Here is a 21051-nt window from a genome sequence, read left to right as displayed (position 1 = left end):
GCCCCAAGGGGCCCGGAATGGATGCCGCGTCCCCCAGGTTTTAGCCTGGGGGACGCGGCATTTTCGTACGTCCGCACGTTTGCGGTACGTGAAAGCACAGGAACGAGGCACAGATGACCGACCCGGTGACGTTGGACGGCGAAGGAACTATCGGCGAGTTCGACGAGAAGCGGGCCGAGAACGCCGTGCGTGAGCTCCTCATCTCGATCGGAGAGGACCCGGACCGGGAAGGGCTGCGGGAGACGCCGGGGCGCGTGGCGCGGGCATACAGGGAGATATTCGCCGGGCTGTGGCAGGAGCCGGAGGAGGTCCTGACGACGACGTTCGACCTGGGTCACGACGAGATGATCCTGGTCAAGGACATCGAGGTCTTCAGCACCTGCGAACATCACCTGGTTCCGTTCCGCGGAGTCGCCCACGTCGGTTACATCCCGGCGACCAGCGGCAAGATCACCGGCCTGTCCAAGCTGGCGCGGCTGGTCGACGTCTACGCCCGCCGCCCGCAGGTGCAGGAGCGGCTCACCACGCAGATCGCCGAATCGCTGATGGAGATCCTGGAGCCGCGCGGGGTGATCGTGGTCATCGAGTGCGAGCACATGTGCATGTCGATGCGAGGCATCCGCAAGCCCGGCGCGAAGACCATCACCTCCGCGGTGCGCGGCCAGCTGAGGGACTCGGCGACGCGCAACGAGGCGATGAGCCTGATCATGGCCCGCTGACCGGCTCGGGCCCGATGGCCGGCTCAGGCTTGGGCTCAGGCGGCGCGGGCCGTGCCGCTGCCGTTGTTGTCGTCCTCGGGGAGCTTGCAGACTCGCTCCAGGAAGAACGCCGTCGCGACGACCCCCGCGCCCGCCAGAACGGCCAGGCCCGCGTAAATGGCCTGATCCCGGCGGGCGGGGACGTCGAGGCTGTTCATCAGCAGATAGACGCCGACGCCGCCGTACATCCCGCAGACCAGCGACGCGACGAGCGCGCTCGCCTGGCCGAAAACCACCGCGCGGGCCGCCATCAGCGGTTCCACGCCCTTCGCGCCCGGCCGGCGCTCGCGCTGGGCGCGCAGCCGGGAGCGGATCGACAGCGCCGTCGCCAGCAGGACGGCCGCGATCACGGCCAGCACGACGGGGGCGGCGAGCGGCACGCTCGGCAGTGTGCCGAACGTGCCCCAGAGCTGGGCGCCGCCCCAGGAGAGGATTCCTGCCACGGCGAAGAGACCGGCCAGTACACCGAGCCGAAGTTGCTTCACCGAGAGCGCCCCTCACATACGGTCGTGATCACTGCCAGTCGGCCACTTTAACGACTACTCGGGCAGTCGGAGTTCCAGATCGGGGCGGGGGAGTACGCCATTGGCGCCGACGCCGTCGAGCAGGTCCGCGACGGGGCCGCGGCCGGGCAGCTGTGCTTCCGGCTCCACGTCGCGCCACGGGGCGAGCACGAAGGCGCGCTCGTGGGCGCGGGGGTGCGGGAGGGTGAGGAGCGGGTCCTCGGAGACCACATCGGCGTACGCCACGATGTCCACGTCGATCGTGCGCGGACCCCAGCGCTCCTGCCGGACCCGGTCGAAGGCTTCCTCGATGGCCTGGCCGCGCTCCAGCAGGGAGGCCGGCGGCAGCGTGGTCTTGATGAGGACGACCGCGTTGAAGTACGACGGCTGGGTGCCGGGGTCGACGCCCCAGGGCTCCGTCTCGTACACCGGGGAGACGGCCTTGACCCGCAGGCCGGGGGTGTCCTCCAGGGCGTCGATCGCGCCCTGGATGGTCTCCAGGCGGTTGCCCAGGTTCGAGCCGAGGGAGATCACGGCGCGTTTCGGGTTGGACAGCGTGATGTCCGCGGCGTCGACCTGTTCCACCACGGAGGCGGGCACCGGCTGCACCGTCGGGTCGCTCTGGGTGGGGTTCATACTCGGCTCCGGGTGATGGTGATGGTCACGTCGTCGAAGGGGACCGTGATCGGGGCGTCCGGCTTGTGGACGCAGACCTCGACCTCCTTCACCCCGTCGTGCTTGAGGCACTGCTGGGCGATCCGCTCGGCGAGCGTCTCGATGAGGTCCACCGGTTCGCCCTGGACGACGTCCACGACTTCCTCCGCCACGACGCCGTAGTGCACGGTCTTCGCCAGGTCGTCGTCGGCCGCCGCGGGGCGGGTGTCGAGGCCGAGAACCAGGTCCACGATGAAGGTCTGGCCTTCCTCACGCTCCCGGGGGAACACGCCGTGGTGCCCACGGGCCTTGAGGCCGCGCAGCGCGACACGATCCACGCGAATCACTCCTGCTGTCGTAGAGAAAACGAGGGCGCTGCCAAGTGCGGTCGGCACGCCACTCTCACCCGAATCTACCTGCGAGCACTGACACCGGGCGCCCACGGGGGCTATGGACAGAAGCTGGTGGGGCTGGTAGCCGCCCCTACCCAGAGGCTCCGGACGCCAACCTTTTCCAGGCCCCTACCCACTCAGGCGGGGGACTCGTCGTCCTCGTCCTCACCGTTTTCGGTCAGAACGGGGGAGCCGTGGTGCGACCACAGTTTCCAGCCGTCCTCTGTGCGACGGAACACATTGGTGGCCACGATGAGCTGGCCGACCAGCGGGCCGAGTTCGCCCGCCTCCTCGGCCGGACCGCCGCTCAGCGTGTTCTCGGTGCACACCACCAGGGCGGTGTCGCCCAGGACGTTCACCTTCACGTCGGTGAGGAAGAACTGGATGTACTCCGTGTTCGCCATGATCAGGGCGTACGAGCGCAGCACCTCGCCGCGCCCCGAAAGCACCGGCCAGCCGGGGTGGACGCAGGAGATCTCGTCGTCCAGCCAGATCACCGACAGCTCTTCGAAGTCGCCGCGTTCCACGGCCTCGTAGAACGCCGTGTTGGCCTGTTCGACCTGCTCTACGTGCGTGCGCGCGTGGCTCACAGGGCTCCTTCTACGGCTCTGGCGACCCGTACGGCGTCGGCGGTCGCCCGTACCTCGTGGACGCGCACCGCCCAGGCGCCCTCGTGGGCGGCGATGGCGGAGACGGCGGCGGTGGCCGCGTCCCGTTCCCGCGCGGGGGGCGGGGTGGCTCCCTCGCCGGCGTCGGCCGCGAGCACGTGGCCGAGGAACCGCTTGCGGGAGGCGGCCACCAGGAGGGGGCGTCCCAGCGCGCGCAGCTCGGCGAGGTGGGCGACCAGGGCCAGGTCGTGCCCGGCCTGCTTGGCGAAGCCGAGGCCCGGGTCGATGACGATGCGCTCGGGGGCGATGCCGCCGGCGATGACGGCCTCCATGCGCGCGCGCAGCTCGGACACGACCTCGCCGACCACATCGGCGTACACAGCGCGGCTGTTCATCTGCTCGCTGAAGCCGCGCCAGTGCATGACGACGAAGGGCGCTCCGGCCGCCGCGACGGCCGGGATCATGGCGGGGTCGGCGAGGCCGCCGCTGACGTCGTTGACCAGGACGGCGCCCGCGGCGACGGCCTGCTCGGCGACGGTGGCGCGCATGGTGTCCACGGAGACGGTGACGCCCTCGGAGGCGAGGCCGCGCACGACGGGGATCACCCGCTTCAGCTCTTCGTCGGCGTCGACGCGGGAGGCGCCCGGGCGGGTCGACTCACCGCCGACGTCGATGAGGTCGGCCCCCTCGGCGACGAGGTCCAGGCCGCGCTTGACGGCGGCGGTCGTGTCGAACCAGCGCCCGCCGTCGGAGAAGGAGTCGGGCGTCACATTGACGACCCCCATCACCGCGCAGCGGTCCCACTCCGGCAGGCCCTCGATCCGGCCACGTGTGCGCAACGTACTCATGCGTCCAGCGTAGGCGTCAGGCGGTGGTGCCAGGACCGCGCGAACCGCAGAAGACACGGCCGAGGAGGTCGTAGAGGGTGGCGCGGTCGGCGTCGTCCAGGGCGTCGAGAGCGGCATGGGTGGCGTTCATACGGGCCCGGATGGCGTCGACCGTCTCTTCGCCCGTGGGGGTGAGGACGACGTTCTTGACGCGGCGGTCGTTGGGGCTGACCTCGCGGCGTACGAGGTCGCGCTTCTCCAGCCGGTCGACGATCCCGGTGATGTTGGAGGCGTCGCAGGCCAGGGTGGTCGCCAGGACGCGCATCGAGGCGGGGGCCGCGCGCAGTACGCCGAGGGTCTTGGCCTGGCTGGCGCTGAGGCCCGCGTCGGCGGCGGCCAGGGAGAAGTCGCCGTAGTAGCCGCTGAAGGCCTCGGCGAGCCGTGCCATGAGCTGGGCCTTCGTGGGGGCCGGCCGGTTTGTCTCTGCCATGCGCTCAGCTTACCGCGCAAAACTTGACGATCTCAAACATTGACGTCTACGGTTCATTTATTGATTGAGATCCTCAAGTAATAGGAGCGGCATCATGAAGGCCATCACCTACCGCGGCTACGGCACGCCGGACGACCTCGACTTCGGCGACGTGCCCGAGCCCAAGCTCGGCCCCGACTCCGTGCTGGTCAGGGTCAGGGCGGCCGCGGTCAACCCGGTCGACTGGAAGATCCAGGCCGGCTACCTCGACTCCGTGCTCGACACGGTGTTCCCCGTAGTACCCGGCTGGGACGTCGCGGGTGTCGTGGAGCGGGTGGGTGGCGGCGTGAGTGAGTTCGCGCCGGGCGACGAGGTGATCGGTTACGTACGCGAGGACTTCGTCTCCCGCGGCACCTTCGCCGAGTACGTCGCGGCGCCCGTGCGCACGCTGGCCCGCAAGCCGGCGAACCTCTCCTTCGAGGAGGCCGCGGGGCTGCCGCTGGCCGGCCTCACCGCGTACCAGGCGCTCGTCCGCCACCTCAGGATCGCCGAGGGCGAGACGCTGCTGGTGCACGCGGCGGCCGGCGGCGTCGGGCTGCTCGCGGCGCAGCTCGCGCGCGCCTTCGGTGTGCGGGTCATCGGCACGGCGAGCGAGCGCAACCACGACTATCTGCGGGCCCTGGGAGTTGTCCCCGTGACGTACGGCGAAGGGCTGGCCGGCCGCGTCCGGGCGCTCGCGCCCGAGGGCGTCGACGCCGTGCTCGACCTGGTGGGCGGCGTGCTGGAGGACTCGGCGGCGCTGCTCGCACCGGGCGGCCGGCTGGCTTCGATAGTCGACGCCGAGGTCACGGCGCTCGGTGGCAGTTATGTCTTCGTACGCCCCGACACGGCCGACCTGACGGCGCTGACCGAGCTGGCCGAGCGCGGCGCGCTGAGCGTCGAGGTGGCCGCCGTCTTCCCGCTGGAGAAGGCGGCCGAGGCGCTGCGGCTGAGCATGGAGGGGCACACCCGCGGCAAGATCGCCATCAGCGTCGGCTGAGCGCCGTGACAGGCCGGGGGACCGGCCGGTCGTACTCGTTCACCCGCACCTGTTCGGGGTGGGCGCACGGGCGCGGCTTCCCGGCCGCCGCGCGGCGGGCGAACGGGCGGGGCAGGGCGAGCGTGACGAAGCCCTCCGCCTGCATCGCGGCGAAGCCGATGCGCGGCAGGTCGCTGGTGGTGCGGAAGACCACGAAACGCGGCTCCCAGCGTGGCCGGAACTTGGCGTTGAACTTGTACAGCGACTCGATCTGGAACCAGCGGGAGAGGAAGATCAGCAGGCCGCGCCACACGCGCAGCACCGGTCCCGCCCCGATCCGCTCGCCGCGCGCGAGCGCCGAGCGGAACATCGCGAAGTTGAGGGAGACGCGTTCGACGCCGAGCCGGGGAGCGGCCTGGAGCGCGGCGACGATCAGCAGTTCGTTCATGCCGGGGTCGGCGGAGCGGTCGCGGCGCATCAGGTCCAGGGACATGCCGTCCGTACCCCACGGGACGAAGTGGAGTACGGCCTTCAGGTCGCCGTACGCCGAAGCCGCCGATGCCGCCGAAGCCGCGGAATTGGCGGAATCTGTCTTGTGGGCGGTCGCGATCACGCAGTCCCCGTCGCCGGGCCCCCCGATGCGGCCGAGCGCCATCGAGAAGCCGCGCTCGGTGTCGGTGCCGCGCCAGTCGGAGGCGGCCCGCCGGATGCGCTCCAGTTCGGCGTCGCCGAGGTCACGGACGCGGCGTACGCGGGTCTCGTAGCCGCCCCGCTCAATGCGCTTGACCATCTGGCGTACGTTCCGCATGGCGCGCCCGGCGAGGGAGAAATCCGGCACGTGCACCACCGCTTCGTCCCCGAGCTCCAGCGCGTCGAGCCCCGTCTCGCGGGTCCACACCTCGCCGCCGGTCTCGCTGCAACCCATCACGGCCGGGGTCCAGGAATGCGCCTTGGCCTCGTCCATGAAGCGCTCGATGGCGCCCGGCCAGGCCTCCACATCGCCGATCGGGTCACCACTGGCGAGCATCACGCCGGAGACCACGCGGTAGGTGACGGCCGCCTTGCCGCTGGGGGAGAAGACGACGGCCTTGTCGTGGCGCAGCGCGAAGTGGCCCAGGGAGTCGCGGCCGCCGTGCCGGGCCAGCAGCTCGCGCAGCCGCCGCTCGTCTTCGGGGGTGAGGCGGGCCGCCGGGTGCTCGGGCCGCAGAGCCAGGTAGACGGTGGTGACGGCGGTGAGCAGGCCCAGGGCGCCGAGGGAGTAGCCGACGGTCCAGGAGACCCGGCCCGCGTAGTCGACGGGACCCTCGAAGCCGAAGAGCCCGTACAGGACGTGCTCCAGACGCTCCGCCACGCTCGGGTTGCCGACGACCCTCGCCGGGTGCGAGCTGACGATGACCAGGCCGAGCCCCAGCGAACCGGCGCCCAGGAGGACGAAGTTCGCGAGCGCCTTCCAGCGGCTGCGCGGATCGGGCAGGGCAGCGAACTCCCCACGGTGGCGCAGCAGGAGACCGAGCAGGGCCAGTGAGAGCAGTACGCCTATGACCGAGTTCCGGTACACGAGCTGCGCCACCGCTCCGGCGGGCAGCAGGACCACTGCGGCCCGCCAGGCGCGGCGCTTGTGGCGCTTGAGGCCGTGCGCGAGAAGCAGCAGCAGTACGCCCGCGCTGATCGCGAGAGCGGCCGCGAACGGGCCGAGCGCCCCCGGAAGCACCTCGGCGACGGAGTGCATCCGGCTGTGCCGGAAGCGCGGAAAGACGCCGGCGGCGATGTCGAGGAGGCCCACGACGGCGCAGGCCGTGCCGACCAGGGAGGGCACGCGCTCGGGGCGCGGGCCCCGGAGGATCCGCCGTGGCCGACCCGGAACCGCACCAGTTTTATCCCCATCTAGCCTGATAGACATCGCTTCCCGTGGCTCCGCGAGAGAATTTCTGTCCTTGGGCCGAAAGCAGCCGGACAATTTGCGCCCTCTAGGACGGCGCATCCGGGGGGCGGGTTCACTCGCTCTCAGGAAATTCTCAGGCAGAAAGCTCGCTCCTCACCATGGGTCTCACCAGTAACACAGTTCTGACGCTCGCCGCCCTACTGGCAGTTGTTCTGTTCGTCGCAACAGTTTTGCTCTGGCCGCGCCTGGCGGCCCGTAACTGGCGCTCCGTACTCGCCCGTGTCGGCCTGCTGCTCGCGACCCAGCTGCTGCTGTTCGCCTCCGTGGGACTCGCCGCCAACAAGTCGTTCCTCTTCTACGGCTCGTGGACCGACCTCTTCGGCCAGGAGACGGAAATGGGCGTGGTCGTCGACCACTCGGCCGGCGCCAAGGACCTCAAAGTCGTCGACACGCAGGGCATGGATGTACCGGGCGGCTCGAAGCCGGCGGTGGGGGGCCAGATACAGAAGGTCGTCATAGCGGGCGAGAAGTCGAAGTTGGCCAGCCAGGCCTACGTCTATCTGCCGCCCGAGTACTTCAGGCCGCAGTACGCCGAGCAGACCTTCCCGGCGGCCCTGGTGCTCACCGGATACCCGGGTACGGCCGAGAACCTGCTCAAGGGGCTGCGCTACCCGCGAACGGCGCACACCCAGGTGAAGGCGGGCAGGATGCAGCCGATGGTCCTGGTGATGCTGCGGCCGACCGTGGCGCCGCCGCGCGACACCGAATGCGTGAACGTGCCCGGCGGCCCGCAGACCGAGACCTTCCTCGCCGGCGACATTCCCAAGGCGGTGTCGGAGTCCTACCGGGTGGGCACCAGGGCGCGGAACTGGGGCGTCATAGGGAATTCCACCGGCGGCTACTGCGCCCTGAAATTCGCCATCCACCACCCGGAGACATTCGGCGCCGGCGCCGGCCTGTCGGCGTACTACAGGGCGGCGGAGGACCCGACGACCGGTGACCTCTTCCACGGCGACAACGGCGAGCGGAAGCGGGCCGACCTGCTGTGGAGCCTGGACCACGTGAAGCCGTCGAAAACGTCGTCGTTCCTGGTGACCAGTTCCAGGGAGGGCGAGGAAAATCTCAAGGAGACGGTGAAGTTCGTCGAGAAGGTGAGGCCGCCCGCACGGGTTTCCTCGATCACGCTGGACAGCGGGGGCCACAACTTCGGCACTTGGCGGCGCGAGATACCGGCCGCCATGGAGTGGATCAGCGACAGGCTCAGGGCGAACTGACGGTCTCCACTTCGACCGCGGTACGGGGAACGGCCTGCGCGTCGGCGTCGATGGAGCGGCGCAGCGCCTCGTGGAGGCGGGCGGGGGTGAGCACGCCGAGGAAGCGTCCGGCGCTGTCCTTGTCGATGACGGCGATCCAGCCCGCGTCATGCTGGAGCATCGTGGAGAAGGCCTGCTTGAGGGAGGCGCCGACGGGCAGCCAGGCCTCCATGCGGCGGGCGTGCTCGCGTACGGTCCCCGTCGCCGTACGGGCCTGCTCGGCGGAGATCCAGCCGTGCAGATCGTCGGCGCCGTCCAGGACGACGGCCCAGCGGGCACCTTCCGCGGTCAGTTTGGCAGCGGCCTTCTTGACCGGGTCGTCGAGATGGACGACGGGCGGCTGTTCCAGGTCGCCGGGCTCGATGGGAGTGACGGAGAGGCGCTTGAGGCCGCGGTCGGCGCCGACGAAATCCGCGACGTACGAGGTGGCGGGCGCGCCGAGGACGGCGGCCGGAGCGTCGAACTGCTCGATCCTGCCCTGCCCGTAGACGGCGATGCGGTCGCCGAGCCGGACGGCCTCCTCGATGTCGTGGGTGACGAAGAGGACGGTCTTGCGCACCTGGGACTGGAGCCGCAGGAACTCGTTCTGGAGGTGTTCGCGGACCACCGGGTCGACCGCGCCGAAGGGCTCGTCCATCAGCAGTACGGGCGGGTCGGCGGCCAGGGCCCGGGCCACGCCGACGCGTTGGCGCTGGCCGCCGGAGAGCTGGTCGGGGTAGCGGTGGCCGTGGACGGACGGGTCGAGGCCGACCAGGTCGAGGAGTTCGGCGGCGCGCTCACGGGCCTTGGCGCGCTTGACGCCGAGGAGGTGGGGGACGGTGGCGGTGTTGTCCAGGACGGTCTTGTGGGGGAAGAGGCCGACCTGCTGGATGACGTAGCCGATACGGCGGCGGAGCTGGACGGGGTCGATGGTCGATATGTCGTCCCCGTCGAGGAATATCCGGCCGTCGGTCGGCTCGATCAGCCGGTTCACCATCTTCATGGTGGTGGTCTTGCCGCAGCCGGACGGGCCGACGAGCGTGACCAGTTCGCCCTCGGCGACTTCGAAGGAGAGGTCGTCGACGGCGGTGGTGCCGTCGGCGTACCGCTTGGTGACGTGCTCGAATCGGATCATGATTCCCCATTGTGGCCGGTCCGGTGTCAAGACCATGTTGCGGGAATGTGGCGGGCCCCGGCGGTTGTCAGTGGCCGGGGATAGGGTCGTCAGACATAGGTTCGAGGTCTCGGGGGAGGTGCGGCGGCATGAGCGGCGGCCAGAGCTGTCTGACGGCGAACGACTGGATTTGCGGGGAGTACGTCCGCTCCCGCAGCCAGGAGTTGACCGACGCGACGGTCCAGCATGTGTGGATCACGCTGGTTTCGGTGGCGATCGGCCTGCTGATCGCCTTTCCGCTGGCGCTGCTCGCGCGTGGCCCCGGCGGACGCCGGTCGAGATTCGCCGGCCCGGTCCTCGGCTTCACGACCGTGCTCTACACCGTGCCCTCGCTGGCGATGTTCTCGCTGCTGCTGCCGGTGTTCGGCCTGTCGGCGGCCGTGGTGGTCACGGGACTCGTGCTCTACTCGCTGACCGTTCTCGTGCGCAACATCCTGGCCGGGCTCGAAGCGGTGCCCGCGGAGGCGCGGGAGGCCGCGCTGGGGATGGGGTACGGCCGGGGGCGGCTGCTGTGGGAGGTCGAACTGCCGCTGGCGCTGCCCGCCCTGCTGGCCGGGGTGCGCATCGCGACGGTGTCGACGGTCGCCCTGACGACGGTCGGCGCGATCGTGGGGTACGGCGGGCTCGGGACGCTGATCGTCGACGGCCTCGACTCCCTCTTCAAGGCGCAGGTCCTGACGGCCTCGGTGATCTGCGTGCTGCTGGCGGTGGTGGCCGACCTGCTGCTGCTCGGCCTCCAGCGGCTGCTGACGCCGTGGACGAGGCCGCGTACGCCCCGAATACGTACGAGGGGCCGGGCTGCCGTCTCCACCACCCGTATCGCGAAGGCCGGCTGATTCATGGGAGCGATCGCAGACGCCTTCACGTGGCTGGGGACCGGCGCCAACTGGCAGGGTGAGAGCGGCGTCTGGAACCGGCTGGCCGAGCATCTGTACTTCAGCGGCGTGTGCCTGCTGCTGTCCTGTCTGATCGCGCTGCCGGTGGCGCTGTGGCTCGGACACCTGGGCCGGGGCGGCGCGCTCGCCATCAACCTCTCCAACGTGGGGCGGGCGATCCCCACCCTCGCGGTGCTGATCCTGCTGACGCTCACCCCTCTGGGCAAGCAGGGCGACCTGCCGACGGTCATCGCGCTGGTGCTGTTCGCCGTACCGCCGCTGCTGACCAACGCGTACATCGGTATGCGCGAGGTGGACCGGGCAGTGGTGGAGGCGGCGCGCGGGATGGGCATGTCGGGGTGGCAGCTGTTCGTACGGGTCGAACTGCCCCTCGCGTACCCGCTGGTGATGACCGGGCTCAGGTCGGCGGCCGTTCAGGTGGTCGCCACCGCCACGCTGGCCGCGATGGCGGGCGAGGGCGGCCTGGGCAGGATCATCACGGCCGGTTTCAACACGTACAACACGCCGCAGGTGGTGGCGGGCGCATTGCTCGTCGCCGTTCTCGCGCTGCTGGTGGAGGGCGTGCTGGTGGCGGCGGACCGGCTGCTCGACCCGATGCGGCGGCGCGGCTCGGTGTCGCGGCAGACGGCCTGACGATGGCTCTTTTCTTCTTCCTTGGATGGTGAACCTCATGAGCAGGATCTCGCGCACAGCGGGTGCGGTAGCGGCAGTGATGGCACTGGCCGGCGGGCTGGCGGCGTGCGGCGGCGAAAGCCTGGAGAAGGGCGGCACCGGTGGTGCGGGCGGGACCGGTGACACCGGCAAGAAGGTGTCGCTGGTCATCGGTTCAGCCGGATTCACCGAGTCCAAGGTGCTGGCCGAGCTGTATGCGCAGCTCCTCGACGATGCCGGATACGGCACCTCCATCAAGACGGTGGAGAACCGTGAACTGTACGAACCCGCCCTGGAGAAGGGCGAGATCGACGTCGTACCGGAATACGCCGCTACGCTTGCCGAATTCCTCAACGCGAAGGCCAACGGCCCCAAGGCGCCGGAGAAGAATCCGGTCGCGTCCAGCGATGTGGCCGCCACCTTCAAAGCACTGGAGAAGCTCGCGCAGCCGCGCGGACTGAAGGTGCTGCCGGCCGGCGAGGCCGTCGACCAGAACGCCTTCGCGGTGAGCAAGGAATACGCCGGCAAGAACAACCTCAAGACACTTTCCGATCTTGGTGAGTCCAAGCTCAAGGTGAAGATCGCGGCGGGCGACGAATGCGAGATCCGGCCCTTCTGCGCACCGGGTCTGAAGAAGAAGTACGGGATCGACGTCACCGGCGTCGACCCCAAGGGCGTAGGCACCCCGCAGTCCAAGCAGGCCGTCAAGGACGGCGCCGATCAGCTGGTGCTGACCACGACCACCGACGCGACGCTGGAGGGCTTCGGACTCGTACTCCTGGAGGACGACAAGAAGCTGCAGAACGCCGACAACGTACTGCCGGTGGTCAATGCGAAGGACGCCGGAACGCAGGAGATAGCGGACGCTCTCGGCAAGCTCACCAAGGTGCTCACGACCGAAGATCTGGTGGAGCTGAACCGCAAGATCGACGCTGACAGGGCGAAGCCGGCCGACGCCGCGAAGGAGTATCTGGAGTCGAAGGGTCTGATCAAGAAGTAGATCGCGTAAGGAATTGGGTAACCGCCCGGGAACAGATTGCCGGGCGGGTCCCCATCCGCCGTCTACGCACGGTAAATTTCAGGCCATGCCACGTGGACGCCACCGCCATTCCCCACCCCTGCACAGGATCCTTCCGCCTTCGGCGGTCGCCGGCGCGTCAATACTCTGCGCCGCCGGTGCCTGGTTGTTCGCGGAACCGGTGGTGCTGCGCGGTCTGGTCGCGGCCGCCGCCGCCGCGGCGGTCACCGGTGCGGTCCTCATGCGCGGCTGGGACCGTGCGGCGGGCAGGCGCGTGGCCGAATTGTCGCGGGCCCGTGCGAACGACGAGTGGAAGACCGAGGAGCGAATAGCCGACCTCGAATCGGACCTTGAGGAGTCGCGCGAGCTGCGCGCCAAGCTGGACGCGAAACTGCGCGCCAAGCGGGTCGAACTGGCCGCCCTGCGCGGCGAGCACGCCGCGCTCCTGCGGCGCTACGCGACCGCGGAGACCGAGCGCGCCAGCGCGCTGGAAGGCCGGCGGCTGCTGGCCATCGAGGCGGCGGCCCCCGCGAAGGCGTTGCCGGCCGCGGGAAGTTCGCCGACGCCGTCCGCGTATCTGAGGGCGTCCATGGCGCTGGACAAGCTGTCGCGCAACGCGGCGGAGCAGGAATCCCGGAAGTCACGGGAGTCGCGCGAGTCGCGGAAGTCGCGGGAGGAGCCGGAGGGGAAGTCCGAGGCGGCCGCCGGTAGCGACGCCGTGCCCTCCCAGGAGCACGCTCGCCCGGCGTCCGCCGTTGTGCCGCGCCCCATCGCTGCCGCCTCCGCGGTCGTGCCGTACGCAACCCAGCCCCGCCGGGCCTCGCGCGCCCAGGGGGGCTTCGACTTCTTCGGCGCCCAGAAGTCGGCCGCCGCGGCGATCGAAGCCGTCCAGAACGAGGACCTCGCGGACGTGGTGGGCGAGGAGGCGCTGGCCGACGCGCACCGGGTGGCGGGTGGCCGGGTGGTGGGCCAGGTCATCGACCTGACGGCCCACGACGAGACGGAACAGCTCGACGTGGCGGTCCTGCGCAGCGCGATCTCGTAACCCCGGAGGCGTGAAAGCCCTTCGGGCGTGTCCTCACGCCGAGTGCCGGCCGCCGCCGCCCGCGCGTACCAGCCCCGACTCGTACGCCAGCACCACCACCTGAACCCGGTCCCGCAGGTTGAGCTTGGTCAGGATGCGGCCGACGTGCGTCTTGACCGTGGCCTCCGACAGGACCAGCCGCGCCGCGATCTCACCGTTCGACAGCCCCTGCGCCACGAGCAGCATCACCTCCCGCTCGCGTTCGGTCAGCCGCGCCAGCGCGGTGTCGACGGCCTTCGTCTCCTTGCCCGTACTCGGCAGCATCGGCGAGAAGCGGTCCAGCAGCCGCCGCGTCGTCGACGGCGCGACGACCGCGTCACCGCTGTGCACCGCGCGGATCGCGGCCAGCAGTTCGGCCGGCGGCACGTCCTTGAGCATGAAGCCGCTGGCCCCCGCCTTCAGCCCGGAGAAGGCGTACTCGTCCAGGTCGAAGGTGGTCAGGATGAGCACCTTCGGAGCGTCAGGGTCCGCGCAGATGCGCCGCGTCGCCTCGACCCCGTCCAGCCTCGGCATGCGTACGTCCATCAGCACGACGTCCACCGCCGTGGAGCGCAGTACCTCGATCGCCTCCGCCCCGTCACCCGCCTCCGCGACGACGTCCATGTCCGGCTGGGCGGCCAGAACCATCCGGAAGCCGGTGCGCAGCAGCACCTGATCGTCTACGAGCATCACGCGGATGGACATGGGATGGGGTGCCTTTCGTCGGCATCAGTCGGCGTAGTTCGACGCAGTTCGGCGTAGTTCGTGGTCAGTGGGCCGGTTTGAGCGGCAGCAGCGCGCTGATCCGGAAGCCGCCGCCCGGCCGCGGCCCCGCGTCGAGCGTGCCGCCGACCATACCCACGCGCTCGCGCATGCCGATCAGGCCGTGTCCCTGACCGTCGGCGCCGCCGTCCTCGTACAGTTCGTGCGCCGCTCCCCGCCCGTCGTCCTCGACCAGCAGCCCGAGCCCGTCGTCGAAGTACACGAGCCGGACGCTCGCACCCGCCTCGGGCCCGCCGTGCTTGCGCGTGTTGGTGAGGGCTTCCTGCACGATGCGGTACGCCGTGAGTTCCACCCCGCTCGGCAGTGGCCGCGGTGTGCCCTCGACCTTGAAGTCGACGCTCAGCCCGGCGGTCCGTACCTTCTCGACGAGGTCCTCGATCTGCTCGACGTCGGGCTGCGGCACGTACTCGCCGCCCACTGCCTGCTCACCCGTCCGCAGCACGCCCAGCAGCCGCCGCATCTCGGCCAGCGCCTGGCGGCCGGTCGAAGAGATGGTCTCCAGCGCCTGCCTCGCCTGCGCGGGCGAGGCGTCCAGGACGTACGCCGCGCCGTCCGCCTGGACGACCATCACCGAAACGTTGTGCGCGACGACGTCGTGCAGCTCGCGGGCGATACGGGCCCGTTCGGCGGCGACGGCCACCTTCGACTGCGCCTCGCGCTCCTTCTCCAGGCGTGCGGCGCGCTCCTCCAGCTCGGCGAAGTACGCGCGCCGGGTGCGCATCGAGTCGCCGAGGACCCACGCCAGCGCGAAGGGGAGCGCCATGACGATCGAGAAGAAGACCGAGGCGAGGACCGTGCCGTCCTTGTCGGCCGGCCAGCGCAGGTGCGCGAGCGGAGCCGCCGCGAGACCGCCTATGAGCGCGACCCGTGATATCCAGCGGGGCCCGTCGCTCGCGGCGACGGTGTAGATGATGACGAGCATGGCCCAGTCGGCCGGATTGACCTCCACGTCCAGCACGAGCTGCGCGACGCCCATCAGGACGGCCAGCAGCAGCATCTTCTGCGGCGCGCGGCGGCGCAGGGCCACCACGAGGCAGAGCAGCGTGATGATCGGGAAGGCCGCGATGCGTGAGTCGCTGCCCATCGACGCCTGGACGGCCCACAGCAGGGAGAACCCGAGGAGCAGCACAGCCCAGAAGCTGTCGACACTCGTCGGGTGCCTGCGGATGAAATCGTAGAGGCGTTGCACGTAACCCAGCGTAGGGAAAACGAATAGGTGCAGGGGTCAACCGGAGGGGCGATCCGGTGGGCCGGAGCCTACTCCCCAAGGTGGAGACTTGGTGCCGTGACGGATGAGTGGCAGGGGTGGCGGGAGGCGGCGGAGCAGGCGCTCTACGGCCCGGAAGGTTTCTACGTGCGCCCCGGCGGTCCCGGCCCGTCCGGCCATTTCCGTACGTCGGTGCACGCGTCCGCACTGTTCGCGGGGGCGGTCGCGCGGCTGCTGGGGGACGTCGACGAAGCGCTCGGGCGGCCGCAGGAGCTGGCGCTGGTCGACGTGGGGGCGGGGCGGGGCGAGCTGCTGACGGCGGTACTGGCGGCGCTGGCCCCGGAGCCGGAGCTTTCGGCGCGCGTGAGGGCGTACGCCGTGGAACGCGCGCCCCGCCCGGCCGGTCTGGACCACCGCATCGAGTGGCTGGCCGAGCCCCCGTCGGGCGTCGCCGGGCTGCTGTTCGCGAACGAGTGGCTGGACAACGTCCCGGTCGACGTGGTCGAGACCGACGCGGCGGGTGTCGCGCGGTACGTGCTCGTACGCCGACGGGACGGCGAAGAGCGCCTGGGTGACCCGGTGGCCGGGCCGGACGCGCAGTGGCTCGCGCGCTGGTGGCCGTTGCCGCCGGACGCCGAACCCGGGCTGCGGGCCGAGATCGGCCGCCCGCGCGACGAGGCGTGGGCGGCGGCGGTCGCGACGCTCGACGCGGGCCTGGCCGTCGCGGTCGACTACGCCCACGAACGGGCGGCGCGTCCGCCCTTCGGCACGCTGGCCGGCTTCCGGGCGGGCCGGGAGGTACGCCCGGTCCCGGACGGCACCTGCGACATCACCTCCCACGTCGCGCTGGACGCCTGCGCGCTGCCGGGCGCGGAGCTGCTGCCGCAGCGCGAGGCGCTGCGCCGCCTGGGCGTCACGGCCGGCCGGCCCCCGCTGGCGCTGGCGACCACGGATCCGGCGGCGTACGTACGAGCGCTGTCGGGAGCGGGCGAGGCGGCGGAACTGACGGCCCGCGGGGGTCTGGGGGACTTCACCTGGCTGATGCAGTGGGCGGGCTTGTCCTCGGATGCCGGGCCAGGGCCCGGGGCGGAGCCCCGGCCGTAACCCGCACAGGGGATACTGGCCGCATGACGGAGACCATGGTCGGCATCGGCGGCGCGGCGGAGAGCACCGACATGGTGCTCAACATCGGCCCGCAGCATCCCTCCACGCACGGCGTCCTCCGCCTCAGGCTCGTGCTCGACGGCGAGCGCATCCAGCACGCGGAGCCGGTCATCGGCTACATGCACCGCGGCGCGGAGAAGCTTTTCGAGGCCCGCGACTACCGCCAGATCGTGATGCTCGCGAACCGCCACGACTGGCTGTCCGCGTTCTCCAACGAGCTGGGCGTCGTCATGGCCGTCGAGCGCATGCTCGGCATGGAGGTCCCGGAGCGCGCCGTCTGGACCCGCACGCTCCTCGCCGAGCTGAACCGAGTCCTCAACCACTTGATGTTCCTCGGCTCATATCCCCTCGAACTGGGCGGAATCACCCCGGTCTTCTACGCGTTCCGCGAGCGCGAAGAGCTGCAGGCGGTCATGGAGGAGGTCTCCGGCGGCCGCATGCACTACATGTTCAACCGGGTCGGCGGCCTGAAGGAGGACCTTCCCGCGGGCTGGCTCGGCCGGGCCCGCGAGGCCGTCGCGGACGTCCGGTCCCGGATGAACGTGTACGACGAGCTCGTCATCGGCAACGAGATCTTCCGCGGCCGTACGCGCGACGTCGGCGTACTGTCGCGCGAGGCCGTCCACGCGTACGGCGTCAGCGGCCCGATCGCCCGCGCCTCCGGCGTCGACTTCGACCTGCGGCGCGACGAGCCGTACCTGGCGTACGGCGAGCTCCAGGACACCCTCAAGGTCGCCACCAGGACCGAGGGCGACTGCCTCGCACGCTTCGAGATCCTTCTGGAGCAGACGCACAACTCGCTCGATCTGGCGGACGCCTGCCTGGACCGGATGGCCGACCTCGCGCCCGGCCCGATCAACCAGCGGCTGCCCAAGGTGCTGAAGGCCCCGGAGGGGCACACGTACGCCTGGACCGAGAATCCGCTGGGCATCAACGGCTACTACCTCGTCTCGAAGGGCGAGAAGACGCCGTACCGGCTGAAGCTGCGCTCGGCGTCGTTCAACAACATCCAGGCCCTGGTGGAACTGCTGCCGGGGACGCTCGTCGCCGACATGGTGGCGATCCTCGGATCGCTCTTCTTCGTCGTGGGCGACATCGACAAGTGACGAGTTCGCCTCTTAGCCCAGCACCTCAGTAGCTCAGCTGTTCGTCCCAGTCGGTTCCGCGCCCGTCCGGTGTGAGATCGAACAGGTTCCAGAGCGGTTCGATGGTGCCGAGATGCCGTGGGCCGTGCGCGGGATCGTCGGTGGGCGCGTAGAGCAGCTCCGAGCCCCAGAAGTGGCGGATCTCCTCGCCGTCGCGCCGGAACACGTTCAGCATCGGCATCGACGCCCCGTCCGCCGTCTCCGCCAGATAGTCGCGCCGGTACGCATTGCCGGCGGCGGACAGCAGCCGCAGCCGCCGCCAGCCGCGCTCCTCGGCGAAGGCGAGAAGCCGGGGCAGCGGCGCTTTCGCGACAACGGCGAAGTTGACGCGCTGGGTGACGTGCTCGACGGCGCCGTCGAGCTGATCGAGCAGGGCCGTACACGACGGGCAGGGTCCTTCTTCGAGCTTCAACCGCGCGGTACGTCCCTCCCTGGGCCCCGGCCGGTCGTCGCCGGGGTGGCGCGGGAACATGAAGCCGTAGATCACCAGCGAATCCTTGCCGGGCGCGAACAGCTCCGAGAGCCGCACATCGGCCGGAGCGCCGTCGGCCCCCGCCCCCTGGAAGACGTAATCCTGGGGCACCAGGCCGCCCGGAGGCAGCTTGCGCCTCGCGGCGGCCACCGCCTCGGTGGCGCGGCGCAGCGAGACCTCCTGCAGCAGCAGCCGATCACGTGCGGCACGGTACTCCGCCGATTCGCCTGGAAACATCACATTCATGCCGCCAGCGTGTGGTCTGCGACGGCCCACGGCCAGTCGGTACGCGTCTCAGCGCAGTACGCCCTCCAGGAAGTCGCTGCCCAGCCGGGACACCACCTGGAGGTCCAGGCCGTGCAGGACATAGCGGCCGCGGCGCTGGGTGGTCAGCAGGCCGGCCTTCCGCAGGATCGTCAGGTGGCGGGAGACCTCGGGCGCGGTGATGCCGTGTGCCTCGGCGAGCTCGCCCGTTGTGTACGGGCTGCGGGCCAGGTTGCGGCACAGGCGCATGCGCATCGGGTGGGCCAGCGCCTCCATCCGCAGCTTCAGCAGCTCCACCGAAGCGGGGCCCGGCAGTTCGGGGGCGCCGACCGGGTAGTGGATCACCGGACGCCAGCCGGGGGCGTGCAGGATCGACAGGTGCGGCCAGCCGAAGCTGGACGGGACGAAGGTGAGCCCCGCGCCGACGGCAGACTCCACGGCGCTGGTGCGGCCCTCGGCCAGCTTGTCGGCGTGGATACGGGTCCTGGCTCCCCCCGCGCCCCCGCTCTCCTTCAGCGTCAGCGCGGGGGAGACGGTGCGCAGCGCCTCCGCCAGGCCCTTGTGGCGCAGCACCTCTGCGTGGTGCCGGGCGTCGGCGGCCAGCTGGACCCGTATGCGGCGCCAGGTGTCGGCGAAGAACGCCTGGTCGCAGTCCTCGAACAGCCGCCGCAGCCAGGCCCGTACGGACGCCGGGTCGGCCAGCAGCCGACACGCGAAGTCCGTCTGCTTCGGCCCGCGCGCGGCGGCCAGGTCCAGGGCGCGGTCGCGCGTGGTCGCGTCGACGAGGGGGGACGGGCTGACGATGCCGTACGTACTGGAGCAGGTGAATTCCAGGGCGGCCGAGACGAACCGCTCGTCGTCCAGCCGGTCCAGCGCGTCCAGGTCCTCGCTGAGCGTCGCGCCCGTCCTGCCGTCGCCGCCGCGTACGCCGGCGAACGGCGTGAACACGTCCGAGAACGTACTCCGCCACAGGAACTCCGCCTCGCTCAACCGGTCGGCGAGGTCAGGTTTGAGCGAGGCGGCGGTCGCGGTCGCCCAGCCGTGCAGCCCTGGGTGGTGGCCTGGTTCGGACAGGGCGTGCAGGGCCATGCCGAGCTCCGCCAGCGGGGAGGTCTCGAAGACGATGCGCTCGGGCGGCAGGCCGGTGATGTCGATGGACACGCTCATGGGCTCCATCGTGCCTGGCGCCACTGACAGCCGGGCCGTCGATTGACGGGGCTCGTCAAACGCAGTGCGGTGCGGGGGCGGCGTACGCATGGTGAGGACATGAACGCCATTCAGCAGCACATGCTCGACGTCTACCGCGCCGCCCAGCTCGGCTCTCCCGCGCCGCCGGCGCCCGGTCTCAACGACTGGCAGGTGGTTCGGGAGGTCCGCGACCACCGCCGGGTCCGGGCGGTGGCCGAGAACCGACCGCACCGGGTTCACCGGCTCCGGGCCGCGCTGGCGAACCTTTTCGCCTCGCCCACCCGTCGCTCCGGGCGCCCCCGCCCTGTTGCTGGAACCGGATCCAGCGCGTGCGGCTAGGGGGTGGGCGCGGGCTCCCTGCGGGGCTTTTCCCCGCAGGCGCGCGCCCTACGCCGCAGCCAGCCGCCCCGCGAAGTCCCTCACCGCCGCCACCACGTCCTGCGCCGTCCACTCCAGGCCGTGAGACGCCACCGTCACCTCAGTGACGGAAAGCCCCGGCGGCGTGTCCGCGAACCACCGGCGGAACAGCGTCACGCCCGTCTCCTCCGCCTGCCGCACCCCCGCCTCCGTCAGGACCTCCGCCGCGTACGGCAGCCAAACCTGGAACTGGTGCGTGTGCGGCGGCTCCGGGTGTATCCGGAACCACGGCAGCCCGGCCGCCCGGAACCCCTCCGCGAGCGCCCCCGCCACCACCTTCGCGTGCGCCACGTACTCCGGCAGTCGCGGCAGCTCCCGCTCCAGGCCGAGCAGCGCGGAGAGCGCCGCCGGGTACTGCTGGAAGACCTGGCCGCCGTACCGGTGCCGCCAGGTCCGCGCCTCCGCGACCAGCGAAGCCGGACCCGCCAGCACCGCCCCCGACATCCCGTCCAGCGACTTGTAGAAGGACACGTACACACTGTCCGCCAGCTCGGCGATTTCCGGGAGCGTACGCCCGAAGTGGGGGGCGCACTCCCACAGTCGCGCGCCGTCGAAGTGCACCACCGCATCGCGTTCCCGCGCCGCCTCGACGACCGCCGTCAGCTCCTCCCACGACGGGAGTACGAAACCGGCGTCGCGCAGCGGAAGTTCCAGCATCAGCGTGCCGAACGGCTCGCTGAATTCCCGGACTTCGTCCGCCGTCGGAAGCCGCGGCGCGTGCGTCGGGTGCACCGTACGCAGCCCGCTCACCACCGACAACGCGCCGCCCTCGTGCATCTCCGGATGGGACAGCGGATGCAGCGCCACCGTCGCATTGCCCGTACGCCCCGCCCAGCACCGCAGCGCGATCTGCTGCGCCATCGTGCCGGTCGGGAAGAACGCCGCCGCTTCCAGACCCAGCGTCCGCGCGACACGCCGTTCCAGCTCGGCGACGACACCGTCGCCGTACACGTCGGTCCACTCGTCCAGGTCGTACGCCGAACCGGCATCCGCCGCCAGCGCCTTCAGCCGTTCGCCCACCGTCGAGTCCGCGGAGGCGCGCGAGAGTATGCGCCGCGAGTTCTTCCACGCGGTCAGCCTGCGCCGACGCTGCTCCTGCTCGCTGGTCTCTGTCATCAGCCGATCATCGCGTACCGTGCGGCCTCTGCCCACAGCCTGTGGACAGCGAGACAACCGCACGAAACGCTGGCGTAGCATGACGAGAAA

General features: G+C 70.7%; 23 protein-coding genes. 10 read left to right on the top strand and 13 right to left on the bottom strand.

Features of this window, described 5'->3' with window-relative positions; all coding sequences use genetic code 11:
* Positions 1-113 precede the first annotated feature (113 nt).
* Positions 114-719, top strand: coding sequence for a GTP cyclohydrolase I FolE (folE, locus tag J7E96_RS23705; RefSeq protein WP_215133687.1), 606 nt, complete (start codon positions 114-116; stop codon positions 717-719).
* Between the two features lie 35 nt (positions 720-754).
* Here the strand turns inward: folE and J7E96_RS23700 are convergent, their stop codons facing one another.
* The 6 genes from J7E96_RS23700 to J7E96_RS23675 all read right to left on the bottom strand — a co-directional run bounded on the left by J7E96_RS23700 (position 755) and on the right by J7E96_RS23675 (position 4232).
* On the bottom strand, positions 755-1243 hold the full coding sequence (locus tag J7E96_RS23700; protein ID WP_215133686.1) for a DUF3180 domain-containing protein: 489 nt from the start codon (positions 1241-1243) through the stop codon (positions 755-757).
* Positions 1244-1297: 54 nt separating this feature from the next.
* Positions 1298-1897 carry a 2-amino-4-hydroxy-6-hydroxymethyldihydropteridine diphosphokinase gene (folK, locus tag J7E96_RS23695; RefSeq protein ID WP_215133685.1) on the bottom strand — a complete coding sequence of 200 codons (600 nt, stop codon included), beginning with the start codon at positions 1895-1897 and terminating at the stop codon, positions 1298-1300.
* The gene (gene folB, locus J7E96_RS23690) at positions 1894-2253 is read right to left on the bottom strand and encodes a dihydroneopterin aldolase (RefSeq protein WP_214973924.1); all 360 of its coding nucleotides are present in this window, start codon (positions 2251-2253) and stop codon (positions 1894-1896) included. Before folB ends, folK begins: the two co-directional genes overlap by 4 nt.
* Positions 2254-2444: 191 nt before the next feature.
* Positions 2445-2897 (bottom strand): nuclear transport factor 2 family protein, encoded by a 453-nt coding sequence (locus tag J7E96_RS23685; RefSeq protein ID WP_215133684.1) that lies wholly within the window; start codon positions 2895-2897, stop codon positions 2445-2447.
* Positions 2894-3763 (bottom strand): dihydropteroate synthase, encoded by an 870-nt coding sequence (folP, locus tag J7E96_RS23680; RefSeq protein ID WP_215133683.1) that lies wholly within the window; start codon positions 3761-3763, stop codon positions 2894-2896. Before folP ends, J7E96_RS23685 begins: the two co-directional genes overlap by 4 nt.
* Before the next feature lie 16 nt (positions 3764-3779).
* Positions 3780-4232 carry a MarR family winged helix-turn-helix transcriptional regulator gene (locus J7E96_RS23675; protein ID WP_215133682.1) on the bottom strand — a complete coding sequence of 151 codons (453 nt, stop codon included), beginning with the start codon at positions 4230-4232 and terminating at the stop codon, positions 3780-3782.
* Positions 4233-4326: 94 nt separating this feature from the next.
* Between J7E96_RS23675 and J7E96_RS23670 the strand changes: the two genes are divergently transcribed.
* Positions 4327-5250, top strand: a complete 924-nt coding sequence (locus J7E96_RS23670) for an NADP-dependent oxidoreductase (protein ID WP_215133681.1) — start codon at positions 4327-4329, stop codon at positions 5248-5250.
* Here the strand turns inward: J7E96_RS23670 and J7E96_RS23665 are convergent.
* Entirely contained in the window at positions 5237-7129 is a 1893-nt protein-coding gene (locus tag J7E96_RS23665) for a phosphatidylglycerol lysyltransferase domain-containing protein (RefSeq protein WP_215133680.1), read from the bottom strand. The two genes, J7E96_RS23670 and J7E96_RS23665, sit on opposite strands and share 14 nt — an antisense overlap.
* Positions 7130-7269: 140 nt before the next feature.
* On the opposite strand from J7E96_RS23665, the gene J7E96_RS23660 reads away from it, so the two are divergent.
* Positions 7270-8385, top strand: a complete 1116-nt coding sequence (locus J7E96_RS23660) for an esterase family protein (protein WP_215133679.1) — start codon at positions 7270-7272, stop codon at positions 8383-8385.
* Here the strand turns inward: J7E96_RS23660 and J7E96_RS23655 are convergent.
* A complete protein-coding gene (locus J7E96_RS23655) occupies positions 8372-9538 on the bottom strand; it encodes an ABC transporter ATP-binding protein (RefSeq protein ID WP_215133678.1) in 1167 nt (388 codons plus the stop codon). The genes J7E96_RS23660 and J7E96_RS23655 overlap by 14 nt on opposite strands.
* Before the next feature lie 128 nt (positions 9539-9666).
* On the opposite strand from J7E96_RS23655, the gene J7E96_RS23650 reads away from it, so the two are divergent.
* From J7E96_RS23650 to J7E96_RS23635, 4 genes are all read left to right on the top strand, one after another.
* Complete coding sequence (locus J7E96_RS23650; RefSeq protein WP_215133677.1) at positions 9667-10413, top strand: ABC transporter permease; 747 nt, start codon at positions 9667-9669, stop codon at positions 10411-10413.
* A 3-nt stretch (positions 10414-10416) separates the two neighbouring features.
* Complete coding sequence (locus J7E96_RS23645; protein WP_215133676.1) at positions 10417-11106, top strand: ABC transporter permease; 690 nt, start codon at positions 10417-10419, stop codon at positions 11104-11106.
* A 37-nt stretch (positions 11107-11143) separates the two neighbouring features.
* A complete protein-coding gene (locus tag J7E96_RS23640; RefSeq protein WP_215133675.1) occupies positions 11144-12124 on the top strand; it encodes an ABC transporter substrate-binding protein in 981 nt (326 codons plus the stop codon).
* A gap of 85 nt (positions 12125-12209) precedes the next feature.
* A complete protein-coding gene (locus J7E96_RS23635; protein WP_215133674.1) occupies positions 12210-13187 on the top strand; it encodes a hypothetical protein in 978 nt (325 codons plus the stop codon).
* Between the two features lie 33 nt (positions 13188-13220).
* Here the strand turns inward: J7E96_RS23635 and J7E96_RS23630 are convergent, their stop codons facing one another.
* Positions 13221-13910 carry a response regulator transcription factor gene (locus J7E96_RS23630; protein ID WP_215133673.1) on the bottom strand — a complete coding sequence of 230 codons (690 nt, stop codon included), beginning with the start codon at positions 13908-13910 and terminating at the stop codon, positions 13221-13223.
* Between the two features lie 64 nt (positions 13911-13974).
* Positions 13975-15177 (bottom strand): sensor histidine kinase, encoded by a 1203-nt coding sequence (locus J7E96_RS23625; RefSeq protein WP_215133672.1) that lies wholly within the window; start codon positions 15175-15177, stop codon positions 13975-13977.
* Between the two features lie 96 nt (positions 15178-15273).
* Here J7E96_RS23625 and J7E96_RS23620 point away from each other — a divergent pair, with 96 nt between their 5' ends.
* Together J7E96_RS23620 and J7E96_RS23615 are read left to right on the top strand one after the other, a co-directional pair.
* Entirely contained in the window at positions 15274-16299 is a 1026-nt protein-coding gene (locus J7E96_RS23620; protein ID WP_215133671.1) for an SAM-dependent methyltransferase, read from the top strand.
* A gap of 23 nt (positions 16300-16322) precedes the next feature.
* Positions 16323-17465: an NADH-quinone oxidoreductase subunit D gene (locus J7E96_RS23615; RefSeq protein ID WP_215133670.1), complete on the top strand. Its 1143-nt coding sequence runs from the start codon at positions 16323-16325 to the stop codon at positions 17463-17465.
* A gap of 25 nt (positions 17466-17490) precedes the next feature.
* Here J7E96_RS23615 and J7E96_RS23610 read toward each other — a convergent pair whose 3' ends face one another.
* Together J7E96_RS23610 and J7E96_RS23605 are read right to left on the bottom strand one after the other, a co-directional pair.
* Positions 17491-18222: a DUF899 family protein gene (locus J7E96_RS23610; protein ID WP_215133669.1), complete on the bottom strand. Its 732-nt coding sequence runs from the start codon at positions 18220-18222 to the stop codon at positions 17491-17493.
* Positions 18223-18270: 48 nt separating this feature from the next.
* The gene (locus tag J7E96_RS23605; RefSeq protein WP_215133726.1) at positions 18271-19401 is read right to left on the bottom strand and encodes a DUF5937 family protein; all 1131 of its coding nucleotides are present in this window, start codon (positions 19399-19401) and stop codon (positions 18271-18273) included.
* A gap of 105 nt (positions 19402-19506) precedes the next feature.
* On the opposite strand from J7E96_RS23605, the gene J7E96_RS23600 reads away from it, so the two are divergent.
* On the top strand, positions 19507-19767 hold the full coding sequence (locus J7E96_RS23600; protein ID WP_251070317.1) for a hypothetical protein: 261 nt from the start codon (positions 19507-19509) through the stop codon (positions 19765-19767).
* A gap of 48 nt (positions 19768-19815) precedes the next feature.
* Here J7E96_RS23600 and J7E96_RS23595 read toward each other — a convergent pair whose 3' ends face one another.
* Positions 19816-20961, bottom strand: a complete 1146-nt coding sequence (locus J7E96_RS23595; protein WP_215133668.1) for a low specificity L-threonine aldolase — start codon at positions 20959-20961, stop codon at positions 19816-19818.
* Between the last annotated feature and the right edge of the window lie 90 nt (positions 20962-21051).

Origin of the sequence: Streptomyces sp. ISL-96 (assembly GCF_018614035.1) — a bacterium.
Taxonomy (GTDB): domain Bacteria; phylum Actinomycetota; class Actinomycetes; order Streptomycetales; family Streptomycetaceae; genus Streptomyces.
Note: the sequence above shows the minus strand (reverse complement) of the source record. Positions and strands in the feature narration are given on the sequence as shown.

Excerpts from the sequence above, each read along its gene's own strand:
- folE (WP_215133687.1), top strand. The coding sequence starts at position 114 with ATGACCGACCCGGTGACGTTGGACGGCGAAGGAACTATCGGCGAGTTC.
- folK (WP_215133685.1), bottom strand. The coding sequence starts at position 1,897 with ATGAACCCCACCCAGAGCGACCCGACGGTGCAGCCGGTGCCCGCCTCC.
- folP (WP_215133683.1), bottom strand. The coding sequence starts at position 3,763 with ATGAGTACGTTGCGCACACGTGGCCGGATCGAGGGCCTGCCGGAGTGG.
- J7E96_RS23675 (WP_215133682.1), bottom strand. The coding sequence starts at position 4,232 with ATGGCAGAGACAAACCGGCCGGCCCCCACGAAGGCCCAGCTCATGGCA.
- J7E96_RS23670 (WP_215133681.1), top strand. The coding sequence starts at position 4,327 with ATGAAGGCCATCACCTACCGCGGCTACGGCACGCCGGACGACCTCGAC.
- J7E96_RS23665 (WP_215133680.1), bottom strand. The coding sequence starts at position 7,129 with ATGTCTATCAGGCTAGATGGGGATAAAACTGGTGCGGTTCCGGGTCGG.
- J7E96_RS23660 (WP_215133679.1), top strand. The coding sequence starts at position 7,270 with ATGGGTCTCACCAGTAACACAGTTCTGACGCTCGCCGCCCTACTGGCA.
- J7E96_RS23655 (WP_215133678.1), bottom strand. The coding sequence starts at position 9,538 with ATGATCCGATTCGAGCACGTCACCAAGCGGTACGCCGACGGCACCACC.
- J7E96_RS23650 (WP_215133677.1), top strand. The coding sequence starts at position 9,667 with ATGAGCGGCGGCCAGAGCTGTCTGACGGCGAACGACTGGATTTGCGGG.
- J7E96_RS23645 (WP_215133676.1), top strand. The coding sequence starts at position 10,417 with ATGGGAGCGATCGCAGACGCCTTCACGTGGCTGGGGACCGGCGCCAAC.
- J7E96_RS23640 (WP_215133675.1), top strand. The coding sequence starts at position 11,144 with ATGAGCAGGATCTCGCGCACAGCGGGTGCGGTAGCGGCAGTGATGGCA.
- J7E96_RS23635 (WP_215133674.1), top strand. The coding sequence starts at position 12,210 with ATGCCACGTGGACGCCACCGCCATTCCCCACCCCTGCACAGGATCCTT.
- J7E96_RS23630 (WP_215133673.1), bottom strand. The coding sequence starts at position 13,910 with ATGTCCATCCGCGTGATGCTCGTAGACGATCAGGTGCTGCTGCGCACC.
- J7E96_RS23615 (WP_215133670.1), top strand. The coding sequence starts at position 16,323 with ATGACGGAGACCATGGTCGGCATCGGCGGCGCGGCGGAGAGCACCGAC.
- J7E96_RS23610 (WP_215133669.1), bottom strand. The coding sequence starts at position 18,222 with ATGAATGTGATGTTTCCAGGCGAATCGGCGGAGTACCGTGCCGCACGT.
- J7E96_RS23600 (WP_251070317.1), top strand. The coding sequence starts at position 19,507 with ATGAACGCCATTCAGCAGCACATGCTCGACGTCTACCGCGCCGCCCAG.
- J7E96_RS23595 (WP_215133668.1), bottom strand. The coding sequence starts at position 20,961 with ATGACAGAGACCAGCGAGCAGGAGCAGCGTCGGCGCAGGCTGACCGCG.